The organism is Streptomyces sp. NPDC049837 (assembly GCF_040674455.1).
Lineage (GTDB): Bacteria > Actinomycetota > Actinomycetes > Streptomycetales > Streptomycetaceae > Streptomyces.
In genome coordinates this window covers 827,364-839,809 of record NZ_JBFAMP010000001.1, presented here as the reverse complement: position 1 = coordinate 839,809, position 12,446 = coordinate 827,364, and the positions used below count along the sequence as shown (strand labels likewise).

Below are 12,446 nucleotides of genomic sequence, written 5' to 3'. Positions count from 1 at the left end.
CCGGCACGGATTCCGGTGTCAGGCTGCACCTCCAGGAGAAGATAGTCAGTGCACTGAGCATTCTCGTCCCGGACGGAAGGAAGCGGACCGATGGACAAGGTGGTGGCCACCGCCGGGGAGGCCGTGGCCGATGTGCACGACGGCGCGACGTTCGCGGTCGGCGGCTTCGGCCTCAGCGGCGTTCCGGCCACGCTCATCCAGGCCGTTCACGAGACGGGGATCACCGGCATCGGCGTGGTCTCCAACAACTGCGGCGCCCTGGACTCCGGCCTCGCGGTCCTGCTCGCCGCCGGGCGCATCGCCCGCGTCACCGGCTCGTACATCGGCGCCAACAAGGAGTTCGCCCGCCAGTACCTCGCCGGCGAGCTGGAGGTCGAGCTGATCCCGCAGGGCACCCTCGCCGAGCGGCTGCGCGCGGGCGGCGCCGGCATCCCCGCCTTCTACACCCCGGCGGGCGTCGGCACCCAGGTCGCCGAGGGAGGCCTGCCCTGGCGGTACGACGGGAACGGCGGCGTGGCGCTCGCCTCCCCGCCCAAGGAGGTCCGCGAGTTCGACGGCGTGCCGTACGTCCTCGAACACGGCATCCGCACCGACTTCGCCCTCGTACGCGCCGCCAAGGGCGACCGCCACGGCAACCTGGTCTTCGCCAAGTCCGCCCGCAACTTCAACCCCCTCGCCGCCATGGCCGGACGGATCACCGTCGCCGAGGTCGAGGAACTGGTCGAGCCCGGCGGAATCGACCCCGACCACGTCCACCTGCCCGGCATCTTCGTCCAGCGCGTCGTGGCCCTCACCCCCGAGCAGGCCGCCGACAAGAAGATCGAGAACCGTACGACCCGTAACCGTACGACCGGACCGACCCGGAAGGCGGGCGCCTGATGGCCTGGACACGCGACGAGATGGCCGCCCGCGCGGCCGCCGAGCTGCACGACGGTGAGTACGTCAACCTCGGCATCGGCCTGCCCACCCTCATCCCCGGACACCTCCCCGACGGCGTCCACGTCGTCCTCGAATCCGAGAACGGCATCCTGGGCACCGGCCCCTACCCGTACGAGGACGAGATCGACCCCGACCTCATCAACGCGGGCAAGGAGACGGTCACCGTCCTGCCCGGCGCCTCCTACTTCGACTCGGCGCTCTCCTTCGGCATGATCCGCGGCGGTCACATCGACGTCGCCGTCCTCGGTGCCATGCAGGTCTCGGCCGGCGGCGACCTCGCCAACTGGGCCGTCCCCGGCAAGCTCGTCACCGGCATCGGCGGCGCCATGGACCTGGTGCACGGCGCCCGCCGGGTCATCGTCACCATGACCCACACCGCCAAGGACGGCAGCCCGAAGATCGTCGAGGAGTGCACCCTGCCCCTCACCGGCCGCGCCTGCGTCCACCGGATCATCACCGACCTCGGCGTCCTGGACGTCACCGACGACGGCCTGGTCCTGGTCGAGACCGCCCCGGGCGTGACCGTCGACGAGATCCGGAAGACGACCGCCGCCCCCCTCCGAACGGCCGGCTGACCAGGGAAGGTTCACCGACATGGCGCTCACCCAAGCGGACATAGACCTCCAGATCGTCCGGCAGCGCGACGCGTACGAGAAGTCCGTCGCCGACGGCGCCCGGCGCGCCGACCACCCGGCGCGCGACTACCCCCCGTACCGCTCCAGCCTGCTGCGCCACCCGCACCAGCCGCTCGTCGCCGTCGCCACCGCCCGCGACCCGGAGGCCGTCGAACTGGCCTCACCCGCCTTCGGCGAGACCGACGTCACCGAACTCGACAACGACCTCACCCGGCAGCACGCCGGTGAGCCGCTCGGCGAGCGCATCACCGTCACCGGGCGCGTCCTGGACCGCGACGGCCGTCCCGTACGCGGCCAGCTCATCGAGCTGTGGCAGGCCAACGCCTCCGGGCGGTACGCCCACCGGCGCGACCAGCACCCCGCGCCCCTCGACCCGAACTTCACCGGCACCGGCCGCACCCTCACCGGCGACGACGGCGGCTACACCTTCACCACCATCAAGCCCGGCGCCTACCCCTGGCGCAACCACACCAACGCCTGGCGCCCCGCCCACATCCACTTCTCGCTCTTCGGCTCGGCGTTCACCCAACGCCTCGTCACCCAGATGTACTTCCCCGGCGACCCCCTCTTCCCCCACGACCCGATCCTCCAGTCCGTCACCGACGACGCCGCGCGGCAGCGGCTCGTCGCGACGTACGACCACAGCCTGTCCCAGCCGGAACGGTCCCTCGGCTACCGCTGGGACATCGTCCTCGACGGACCCACCGCCACCTGGATCGAGGAAGGCCGATGAGTACCGCCCCCAAGCCCACGCCCTCGCACACCGTCGGCCCGTTCTACGGGTACGCCCTGCCCTTCCCCGGCGGCGGCGACATCGCCCCGGCCGGCCACCCCGGCACCATCACCGTCCACGGCCGGGTCCTCGACGGTGAGGGCACCCCCGTCCCCGACGCCCTGGTCGAGGTCTGGGGCCCCGGCCCCGACGGCGAACTCCCGCGCATCGGCGGCTCGATGCGCCGCGACCCGGTCACCGGCGGGTTCCTCGGCCGCAACGGCATCGACTTCACCGGCTTCGGCCGCGTACCCACCGACGCCGACGGGCACTGGGCGGTACGCACCCTCCGCCCCGGCGCGCGCGGCGAGAACGCCCCGTACCTGAGCGTCTGCCTCTTCGCCCGCGGCCTGACCCACCACCTGTTCACCCGCGTCTACCTGCCGGAGCACACCGACGCACTCGCCGCCGACCCGCTCCTCGCCTCCCTCACGCCCGCGCGCGGAGCCACGCTGGTCGCGCACGCCGAGCCGCGCGGCACGTACCGGTTCGACATCCGGTTGCAGGGCGAAGGGGAGACCGTCTTCCTGGAGTTCACATGACCTACGACGACGGCCTCCTGGCCCCGGGGAGCGCAGGCACGCCCGCCGAGGCCGCCACCTCCGACGCCGCCTTCCTGCGGGCCATGCTCGACGCGGAGGCCGCCCTCGCGCGCGTGCAGGCGCCCCCGGAGGCGGCCGGGGCGATCACGGCGGCCTGCGCGGGCGAGTTCGGCGTCCGGGACCTGGCACTGCGCGCCCGCGCCGGCGGGAACCCGGTGATCCCGCTGGTCGACGGTCTCGCCGCCGCCGTACCGGAGTACGCCCGGCCGTATGTGCACCGGGGCGCCACCAGCCAGGACATCCTCGACACGGCGGCCATGCTCGTCGCCACCCGCGCCCTGGCCCCGGTCCTCGCCGACCTGGAGCGCACGGCCGTGGCGCTGCGGGCGCTCGCCGCCGGGCACCGCGACACGGTGATGCCCGGCCGCACCCTCACCCAGCACGCCGTGCCGACCACCTTCGGGCTGAAGGCGGCGGGCTGGCGCGCCCTGGTGCTGGACGCGCGCGACCGCGTCGCCGCCGTCCGCGACCGGCTGCCCGCCCAACTGGGCGGCGCGGCGGGCACGCTGGCCGCCTTCGAGGCGTACGGGTGTGACGATGCGCCCGCCCTCGTCGCCGCGTACGCCCGCGAAGTGGGCCTCGCCGAGCCCGCCCTGCCCTGGCACACGCTCCGCACCCCGGTGGCCGACCTCGCCGGGTCGTTGGCCTTCACCGCCGGGGCGCTCGGGAAGGTCGCCGCCGACGTGCTGAGCCTCTCCCGCACCGAGGTGGGCGAGGTGGTCGAGGGCAGCGGAGGCGGCTCGTCCGCCATGCCGCACAAGGCCAACCCCGTGCGCGCCACGCTCATCGCGGCCGCCGCCCGCCGCGCGCCCGCCCACGCGGCGGTCCTGTACGGCTCGGTGGCCGCCGGGGACGAGCGGCCCGCGGGCGCCTGGCACGCCGAGTGGGAGCCGCTGCGGGACCTGCTGCGGCTCGTCGGCGGCGCCGCCCACCACGCCGCACGCCTCGCCGAGGGGCTGCGCGTCCACCCCGAACGGATGCGCGCGAACCTGGCCCTCACCGACGGGCTGATCGTCTCCGAACGGCTCCGCGCCCGCTTCCGGAAGGACCGCCTGACGCGGGCGGCCGAGGAGGTCCGTACGACCGGCAGGTCCCTCGCCGACGTGCTGGGCGTCCCGCCCGAACTGACCGACCCCGCCCACTACACCGGTGCGGCGGCCCAGCTCACCGACCGCGCCCTGGAACGCCGATGAACCTGCTCCACCACGTCATCGAGGGCCCCGCCACCGCGCCCGCCGTCCTGCTCGGCCCGTCCCTCGGCACCTCCACCGCCCTGTGGGACGCCGTCGCCCCCGGACTGCCCCTGCGGTGCGTACGGTGGGACCTGCCCGGCCACGGCGCCGGCCCCGCCGGTCTCATCGCCCCCGGGGCCACCGTCGCGGACCTCGCCGCCCACGTGCTGCGCCTGGCCGACGCGCTGGGGCTGGACCGGTTCCACTACGCGGGCGTGTCGCTGGGCGGCGCCGTCGGCCTGTGGCTCGCGGTCCACCACCCCGACCGGCTGCGCCGGCTCGCCGTCGTGTGCTCCTCCGCCCACTTCGGCGACCCCGGCCCCTGGCACGAACGGGCCGCCCTGGTACGCCGCGACGGCACGGCGCCCCTGGCCGAGACGGCACCCGGCCGCTGGTTCACCCCCGGGTTCACCGACCCGCGCCTGGTCGACGACCTGCGCGGCGCCGACCCGGCCGCGTACGCCGCGTGCTGCGACGCGCTCGCCACCTACGACCTGCGCCCCGACCTGCCGTCGGTCACCGCGCCCACCCTGGTGCTGGCGGGCCGACAGGACCCGGCGACCCCGCCCGCCCACGCCCGCGAGCTCGCCGACGGCATCCCGGGCGCGGCCCTCATCGAACTCCCCGGCGCCTCCCACCTGGCCCCCGCCGAGCAGCCGGCCGCCGTCCTGGCCGCCCTGCGCGCCCACTTCGGCGCACCCGGCGAGGACTAGGTCAGCACTTGGCGCCCTAGTCCTCCAGCGCCTCCCGCGCGGCCTGCGTGGCCGCGGCCGCCGCGGCGGTCACATGTGCCGCGGCGGCAGCCTTGTCGACGCCCAGGCGGGTGAGGATGCCCTGTCCGTCCTCGAACTCCAGCAGGGCGAGCAGGATGTGTTCCGTTCCGACGTAGTTGTGGCCCAGCAGCAGGGCCTCGCGGAAGGTCAGTTCCAGGACCTTCTTCGCCCCGGCGTCGAAGGGAACGAGATCGGGCACGCTCTCCGCCTTCGGCGGCAGTGCCGCTGCCGCCTCCTGCCGGACCGCGTCCAGGAGCACTCCCTGGGCGACGATCGCCTTGGCGGCGAGCCCCTCGGGCTCGTGCAGCAGCCCGAGGACCAGGTGCGCGGGGCGGATCTCGTCGTTCTCCGCGGCGTGCGCCTCGTTCTGCGAGGCCATCACGACGTTGCGGGCGCGGTCGGTGAAGCGGCTGAAGCCCTGGGCGGGGTCCAGGTCCGACGCCTCGCCCGCCTTCGGAACGAAGCGCTTCTGGGCGGCCTGCCGGGTGACGCCCATGCTCTTGCCGATGTCCGTCCAGGAGGCGCCCGAGCGCCTGGCCTGGTCGACGAAGTGGCCGATCAGATGGTCCGCCAGTTCCCCGAGGTGGTCGGCGGCGATCACGGCGCCGGAGAGCTGGTCGAGCGCGTCGCCGTGTGCCTTCTTGATGGCCTCGATGAGGTCGTCGAGGCGAACGGGATGCGTCATGCCGACTGGTTTCGTCATGTGTCAACCGTAGGTTGACAGCCTATGGTCGTCAACCCCGCGTTGACAGTTGGGTGTTCGTCGTCCCCACGTGTCCGTCACGCCGCGCCGGGACCTCCACCTCCGGCCGTGGCGCCGGCGCGGGACGGCCCGGAGGCCAGTCGGCGCTGGAGCTCGGCGTGACGGAACTGATAGACCGCTCCCACCTGGCGCAGAACGCCGCGCTTCTCATGGGCGTCGGAGAGGAAGCCCATCAGCCGCCAGGGCAGCCGGCCGCGCAGAGCGAGCCAGCAGCGCACCATGGCGAAGGAGCCCCAGGCCGCCTGCGCGAGTCCCAGGGCGAGCCCTGAGACGAGCCCCATCCAGATGCCGGGAACGATCCCCGCGGTGAGCAACACGATGGGATTCGCCGCCAGTTGCCTCTCCGTGGTCACCGCGAGTCCGGTCACCAATTCGGTGACGACCCCGATCGCCAGCGCCGTGGCCAGCGCGATGACGCCGAAGGTGCGGAAATCCCGCTTGAGCACGGTGTGAGGATCGCCCGAGGCGGTCAGATTCGTCGGTGCCCCCGCGAGGCCGGCGATGAAGGCGCTGACGCCGCCGGTGACCAGGCCGACCGCGATTCCGGCGGCCATTCCCGCGACGAGCGTCGCGGCCAGCCCCAGCGCCAGCCCGACGGCGAGGCCGCCCGCGATGCCGACCGGGGACCAGTGCAGTCTCTGTGCCGGTTCCCTTCGCCCCGCGAGTACGGCCGTCAGTCCGGCCGCCAGGCCGATCCCGATGCCGTTGACGATCCCCGAGGGCAGTCCCGTACCGAGCCCCGACATGAGGCCGGCCACAGTCCCGCCGGTGAGCCCGCCGAACAGACCGCCTCTGGGACCGCTCGCCGGACCGACCGCGAGGCCCACCCCGAGTCCGGCGGCGATTCCCCCGGTCGGCCCGACGGCCAGTCCGATGCCGATCTCGCTCGCCAACCCGGCCAACAGTCCGCCCGCGAGTCCTCCCGCCAGTCCTCCCGCGAGGCCGCTCAGGGGCCCGTGGCGCGCCCCGTCCACCCGCCGGACGGGCAGGCCGACGCCGAACCCGAGAAGGATCCCCGTCCCCAGCCCCGCGCCGAACCCGATGCCGATCCCCGCCCCGAATCCCGCCACGAGCCCGCCGGCCAGCCCGCTCGCCAGCCCGAAGACGAGGCCGACGAAAGGCGGGGGAACGGCGTACCGGAGCTGCCACCAGGCCAGATCGGTCGTCCCGCGCAGGCCGTGTTCCAGGTGCGCGGCGAGGAACGCCAGCCAGCGGTGCGCCTCCGCCGCTCGCCACCGGGAGCGTTTGCCGCGGTCCGGGTGGGGGCGGTACGCCGCGGGAATGAAGGCGTCGAAGAGGTGCCGCTCGATGTCCTCGGCACGGGGAAAGCGTTCCGTGTCGCAGAGTTCGGCCGGATCGGGCAGCGAACCGCTGTGCTCGCCGGGGCGGGGGTTGTAGACGGTGCGGGCCAGGAAGAGCGTCAACGGGGTACGCAGTGCTCGGGCGACCGCGGTGCTGTCATCGCTCAGACGGTCCAGAACCGGGTTCCAGCGCGCCGCCGCGGCAGTCGCCTCCCCTCCCGAGTCGCGCTTGAGGTAGGCGGCGACCACCTCGTGCTCCAGCGGCTGGAGTTCCACGCCTGCCGCCCCTGCCAATTTCGCGGGGAGGGACGACGAGGGGGAGAGCGCCTCACGGTATTCGTGCCCTCTGCTGGACAGCACCACCCTCTGCCCCAGGGGCAGTGCGGCGTTGATCCGGTCCAGGGCCGCCGTGCGCACGGCCGCGGGGATCTCGTCGAAGCCGTCCAGAATGGGCAGGATCAGCCGGCCGGCCAGCAGTGCCCGGGCGGAGTTCAGCCTGCCCCATGAGGCCGGGGCCGGCTCGCGGAGCCCCGGGTAGTCCTGGACGAGCTGCTCGCTCAGCCAGTCGTCCAACTGCTGGTCGGCGGGGTTCCACGACGAGAGGGAGAACAGCACCGGGACCGCGCCGCCGGGTGAGCGCTGTTCGACGAGGGTCAGCAGCATGCGCACCAGCAGCATGGTCTTGCCCGATCCCGGTGCGCCGAGGACCACCAGCCGGCCGGTGGGTACCTTCCGCAGCAGAACCTCGGCGATCTGCCCGTCGGTCCCCGCGAGTTCGTCCGGGCCGGCGGACCAGCCGGCCCGGTCGGACGCCGGACCCCCGGGCCAGCTCGTCGCGGTCGACACGAGTCGCGCCCACTCCTCCACCAGGTCGGCGTGCGCCGGAGCCCAGGAGACCGGCAGCGGGTACGGATCGTTGAGCCGCCGGACCCGCGCCTCCGCCTCCCACTGGTGGCGCACGGCCACGGCCAGACGGTCGGCGATCTCCCCGAGCCCGCTGCCCGCGGCAGCCTCGTGGCGGTCTGACCGGAACGCCATCCATGCGAGGTACATCCCCGCGAACGTCGGCAGAACGGACACTCCCGCGCCCGCGACCCCCGTCCCACCCACGTGGGCGAGCAGAAGGGCGCCGGACAGGCCGGTCAGCGCAAGTGACAGGTAGATCAGACCAGCACGCCGGGTCCGCACCCTGAAGCCCCCACTGTTCGCCAGCCTCTCCTCGTTCCCGTCGTGCCGTCGGGCCGTCGGGCCGACGAAAAGGGTGGCACACACACGCATGTGAGGTGAAGGGCGCCTCGCGGTGCGCCACGTCGCCCGGCCGCCCCTCGGGCGCTCCCAACGCCCGGCGGCAGACGGCCCGCGACGGGCGGCGTCCTCGCGGCGGGCGCGGCCGGGCGGCGCCCACACCGGCCTGGCCGGCCAGCAGCGCCCCGTTCAGCGAAAGGACCCCGACGACCGCCCGCTTCACCCTCGACCCCGCCTTCACCGCCGGCGAGGTCAGTCCCCGCCTCTTCGGCTCGTTCGTCGAGCACCTCGGCCGGTGCGTCTACACCGGCATCCACGAGCCGGACCACCCCACCGCCGACGAGGATGGGCTGCGCACCGACGTCCTCGCCCTCATCCGCGAGCTGCGTGTCACCACCATCCGCTACCCCGGCGGCAACTTCGTCTCCGGCTACCGCTGGGAGGACGGCGCCGGCCCCGTCGAGGAGCGGCCGCCCCGCCTGGACCTCGCCTGGCGCTCCACCGAGACCAACCGGTTCGGGCCGGCCGAGTACATGGCCTTCCTCAAGAAGATCGGCCCACAGGCCGAACCCATGATGGTCGTCAACCTCGGCACGCGCGGCGTCGCGGAAGCGCTCCAGCTCCAGGAGTACGCCAACCACCCCGGCGGCACCGAGCTGTCCGAGCGCCGCATCGCCCACGGCGACAAGGACCCCTGCGGCATCCGGCTGTGGTGCCTCGGCAACGAGATGGACGGCCCCTGGCAGCTCGGCCACAAGACGGCCCGGGAGTACGGGCGGCTCGCCGCCGAGACCGCGCGCGCCATGCGTCAGATGGACCGGGACGTCGAACTGGTGGCGTGCGGCAGTTCGGGCCGCTCCATGGAGACCTTCGCCGCGTGGGAGGCGACGGTCCTGGCCGAGGCGTACGACGACGTCGGCTACGTCTCGCTCCGCGCCTACTACGAGGAACTCGACGGCGACCGCGACTCCTTCCTCGCCTCCGCCGTCGACATGGAGGCCCTCATCGAGGAGGTCGTCGCCACCTGCGACCACATGGGCGCCCGGCTCAAGTCGCCGAAGAGGATCAACCTCTCCTTCGACGAATGGAACGTCTGGTACCTCAGCCGCTACCAGGCCCAGGCCGCCACCGAGCCCCTCGGCTGGCCCGAGGCACCGCGCCTGCTGGAGGACGGCTACTCCGTCACCGACGCCGTCGTGCTCGGCTCCCTGCTGATCGCCCTGCTGCGCCACGCCGACCGCGTCACCGTCGCCTGCCTCGCCCAGCTCGTCAACGTCATCGCCCCGATCATGACCGAGCCCGGCGGCCCCGCCTGGCGGCAGACCACGTTCTTCCCCTTCGCCCAGGCCGCCCGCCACGGGCGGGGCCGCGTCCTCGACGTACGGGCCGACTCACCCACGTACCCCACGGCGAAGTACGGCGAGGTGCCGCTGCTGCACGCCACGGCGGTACGCGGCGACGACGGCACCGTCACCGTCTTCGCCGTCAACCGGGGCCGGAACGCGCCCCTGCCGCTCCACGTCGACCTGCGGGGGCTCGACCTGACGCACGTCATCGAGCACTCCGCACTCGCCGACGCCGACCCCGACGCCCGCAACACCCTCGACGACCCCGAGCGCGTCACCCCGCACACCGTGCCGACGACCACCCTGACGGACGGGGCACTGCGTGCCGTCCTGGAGCCGATGTCCTGGAACGTGATCAGGCTGTCGGCGGCGACGGGAGCGGACAACCCCCACTCACCCTGACCCGAAGGGACGCACCCCATGCGTACGCATCGGCTCGCCCTCACCGCCCGGACCGTGGCCCGTCGCCTCCTAGGTCTCGTTCAGGGGCAGCAGCTCGCCGCCGGCAGGCAGGCCCTCCACCCGCCGGTTGTCGACGACCACCAGCTCGTACGGATGCCGGCGGCCCCGCTGCCATTGCCCGCCCGCCAGCCGCACCGTGGCGATGCGGGGCACGGGGCCGGACGTCCAGTCGAGCGGACCCGCCATCGTCCGCAGCCGCGTTGCGCCGAGCGCCGCCGCGACCGACGCGGGGGCCGCCGGGTCGTCGGCGGTGGCGAGCGCGTGCGTGGCCACCTCGAAGAGCGCGTACGCCAGTCCCAGCGGCTGGAGCCACTGGTTGCCCGTGGCCCGCTCGTAGCCCTCGGCCAGCTCGGCGGCGGTCATGCCGTCGATGGACGAGCGGTAGGGGTGGGACGGGGTCCAGTAGACGAGCGTCGCCACGTTGGCCTGGGGCGGCGGCGCCTCGCCGGCCGGGGTCACGGTGGCGGGCGGATAGGCCAGCCACCGGGAGCAGGTGACGAGCCGGGGCCGCAGCCCCTGCCGGGCGGCCTCCCGGCGGAACAGCCCCAGGTCCGCCCCCGTCGCGGCGCTCGTGACCACGTCCACGCCCGCCTCCCGGAACGCCGACACATGCCCCGCCAGTGCGGCGGCGGGCTCCCGGTACCCGCCCGGGTCCACGAGACGGTGCCCACGCGCGCGTGCCCCGGGCAGGAAGCCGTGCGTGGCGTGCCGGGACCAGGTGCCCTGCGGGCCGTCGTTCCACAGGCACCCGACCCGGCGCCGCGTACCGCCCACCGCCTCCCACAGGTCGGCGAACGTCTCCGCGATGTCGTCGAGGCCCCAGCAGAAGTGGTACGTCCAGCGCCGCCGCCCACCCCCGTGGTGGTACACCTGCCACGGGAAGGTGCTCGACAGGCACGGCACCCCCGCCTCCTCGCAGGCGTCGGCCACCGCCGGCAGCACCTCCGTACCCGCCAGCGTGAGCACCAGCCGGGCCCGCTCCACCTCCACCAGCTCCCGCACCGCCCGCCGGGCGCCCCCGGCGTCGGAGCGGCTGTCGCGGCCCACCAGGCGCAGCCGCCCCCGCAGTTTCGGCGCCAGCAGGTCCATGGCGTACGCCAGCGGATCCCCGAGCCGCGCCAGCCGGCCGGTGCGGGCGATCACCACGCCCACGGTCGGAACCTGTCCTGTCTCACCGTTCGTCCGATTCATGCCCCGGACAACGCCTCAGCGCGGCAGGTGTCACGCTCCGCCGTGGCCACCCACGTAGTGAATCGATTCATGACAGCGTGCGCGCGACCTCCTACGATGAAGCCTCCGGTCCGGCGGCGGAGCGGGCGGCTGAGGACCGAAGGGGGTGCGCGGCGTGGCGCGCATGGTGGGCATCAAGGACGTGGCGCAGCACGCGGGCGTCTCCGTGGGCACCGTCTCCAACGTCATCAACCGGCCCGAGACCGTCGCCGAGGCCACGCGCGAGCGCGTCCACGCGGCCATCGAACTGCTCGGCTACGTCCGCAGCGAGTCGGCCCGCCAACTGCGGGCCGGGCGCAGCCGGATCATCGCGCTGCTCGTCCTCGACATGGCCAACCCCTTCTTCGTCGACCTCGCCACCGGCGCCGAACGGGCCGCCCGCCAGGCGGGGCTCGGGGTGATGCTGTGCAACAGCGCCCAGGACCCGGCCGAGGAGGCCGAGTACCTCGGGCTCTTCGCCGAGCAGCGGGTGCGCGGCGTGCTGGTGACGCCCGCCGACCCCGGCGGGGACACGCTCAGGGCGTTCGGCCGGCACGGCATCCCGTACGTGCTGGTGGACCGCACCGCCGCCGGGGAGGAGACCTGCTCGGTCTCGGTGGACGACGTCGAGGGCGGGGCGCTCGCGGTCCGGCACCTGCTGGAGGGCGGGCACCGGAGCCTCGTCTACGTCGGTGGGCCGGAGCACCTGCCGCAGGTGCAGGACCGGTGCGCGGGGGCGCTGGGCGCGCTCGCCGAGGCCGGGCTGCCGGCCGAGGCCCTGACCCGCGTCGGGACCGAGCGCCTCGACGTGGCCGCCGGGCGCGACGCGGGCGCCCGGCTGCTCGGCATGTCGCCGCGGCCCACCGCGGTCTTCTGCGCCAACGACCTGCTGGCCCTGGGCGTGCTCCAGACCCTGTTCGCCGCCGGGGTCTCGGTGCCCGCGGACATCGCGCTGGTCGGGTACGACGACATCGAGTTCGCCGCCGCCGCGGCCGTGCCGCTGACCTCGGTGCGCCAGCCCGCCCACCGGATGGGGCGGATGGCCGCCGAGCTGCTCATCGAGGAGACCGGCCATCAGGCCGCACACCACGCGCACCAGCGCATCGTGCTCCGGCCCGAACTGGTCGTCCGCGCCTCGTCCCTGGCGCCGCGCCGCCCCTGACGGCT

Annotated in this window: 10 protein-coding genes and 1 pseudogene; 8 read left to right on the top strand and 3 right to left on the bottom strand. The window is 74.2% G+C overall.

Annotation, left to right across the window (positions count from 1 at the left end; all coding sequences use genetic code 11):
* Positions 1 to 90 precede the first annotated feature (90 nt).
* The 6 genes and pseudogenes from AB0J57_RS03775 to AB0J57_RS03750 all read left to right on the top strand — a co-directional run.
* A complete protein-coding gene (locus AB0J57_RS03775) occupies positions 91 to 879 on the top strand; it encodes a CoA transferase subunit A (protein WP_366126281.1) in 789 nt (262 codons plus the stop codon).
* The gene (locus AB0J57_RS03770) at positions 879 to 1,514 is read left to right on the top strand and encodes a CoA transferase subunit B (RefSeq protein WP_366126280.1); all 636 of its coding nucleotides are present in this window, start codon (positions 879 to 881) and stop codon (positions 1,512 to 1,514) included. The genes AB0J57_RS03775 and AB0J57_RS03770 overlap by 1 nt, the downstream gene beginning before the upstream one ends.
* A gap of 19 nt (positions 1,515 to 1,533) precedes the next feature.
* Complete coding sequence (gene pcaH, locus AB0J57_RS03765; protein ID WP_366126279.1) at positions 1,534 to 2,307, top strand: protocatechuate 3,4-dioxygenase subunit beta; 774 nt, start codon at positions 1,534 to 1,536, stop codon at positions 2,305 to 2,307.
* Positions 2,304 to 2,888: a protocatechuate 3,4-dioxygenase subunit alpha gene (gene pcaG, locus AB0J57_RS03760; protein WP_366126278.1), complete on the top strand. Its 585-nt coding sequence runs from the start codon at positions 2,304 to 2,306 to the stop codon at positions 2,886 to 2,888. The genes pcaH and pcaG overlap by 4 nt, the downstream gene beginning before the upstream one ends.
* Positions 2,885 to 4,141 (top strand): 3-carboxy-cis,cis-muconate cycloisomerase, encoded by a 1,257-nt coding sequence (gene pcaB / locus AB0J57_RS03755; protein ID WP_366126277.1) that lies wholly within the window; start codon positions 2,885 to 2,887, stop codon positions 4,139 to 4,141. The genes pcaG and pcaB overlap by 4 nt, the downstream gene beginning before the upstream one ends.
* Positions 4,138 to 4,872, top strand: a pseudogene (locus AB0J57_RS03750) (alpha/beta fold hydrolase); the annotation flags it as partial. The gene pcaB and the pseudogene AB0J57_RS03750, both read left to right, overlap by 4 nt.
* A gap of 37 nt (positions 4,873 to 4,909) precedes the next feature.
* On the opposite strand, the gene AB0J57_RS03745 reads toward AB0J57_RS03750, so the two are convergent.
* Both AB0J57_RS03745 and AB0J57_RS03740 read right to left on the bottom strand, forming a co-directional pair.
* On the bottom strand, positions 4,910 to 5,656 hold the full coding sequence (locus tag AB0J57_RS03745; RefSeq protein ID WP_366126276.1) for a Clp protease N-terminal domain-containing protein: 747 nt from the start codon (positions 5,654 to 5,656) through the stop codon (positions 4,910 to 4,912).
* Between the two features lie 77 nt (positions 5,657 to 5,733).
* The gene (locus AB0J57_RS03740; protein WP_366126275.1) at positions 5,734 to 8,055 is read right to left on the bottom strand and encodes an NACHT domain-containing protein; all 2,322 of its coding nucleotides are present in this window, start codon (positions 8,053 to 8,055) and stop codon (positions 5,734 to 5,736) included.
* A 245-nt stretch (positions 8,056 to 8,300) separates the two neighbouring features.
* On the opposite strand from AB0J57_RS03740, the gene AB0J57_RS03735 reads away from it, so the two are divergent.
* Positions 8,301 to 10,010, top strand: a complete 1,710-nt coding sequence (locus AB0J57_RS03735; protein ID WP_366126274.1) for an alpha-N-arabinofuranosidase — start codon at positions 8,301 to 8,303, stop codon at positions 10,008 to 10,010.
* 69 nt (positions 10,011 to 10,079) lie between these two features.
* On the opposite strand, the gene AB0J57_RS03730 is transcribed toward AB0J57_RS03735, so the two are convergent.
* Positions 10,080 to 11,222 carry an ABC transporter substrate-binding protein gene (locus AB0J57_RS03730; RefSeq protein WP_366126273.1) on the bottom strand — a complete coding sequence of 381 codons (1,143 nt, stop codon included), beginning with the start codon at positions 11,220 to 11,222 and terminating at the stop codon, positions 10,080 to 10,082.
* Positions 11,223 to 11,424: 202 nt separating this feature from the next.
* Between AB0J57_RS03730 and AB0J57_RS03725 the strand changes: the two genes are divergently transcribed.
* Complete coding sequence (locus tag AB0J57_RS03725; protein ID WP_366126468.1) at positions 11,425 to 12,441, top strand: LacI family DNA-binding transcriptional regulator; 1,017 nt, start codon at positions 11,425 to 11,427, stop codon at positions 12,439 to 12,441.
* The last annotated feature ends 5 nt before the right edge of the window (positions 12,442 to 12,446 follow it).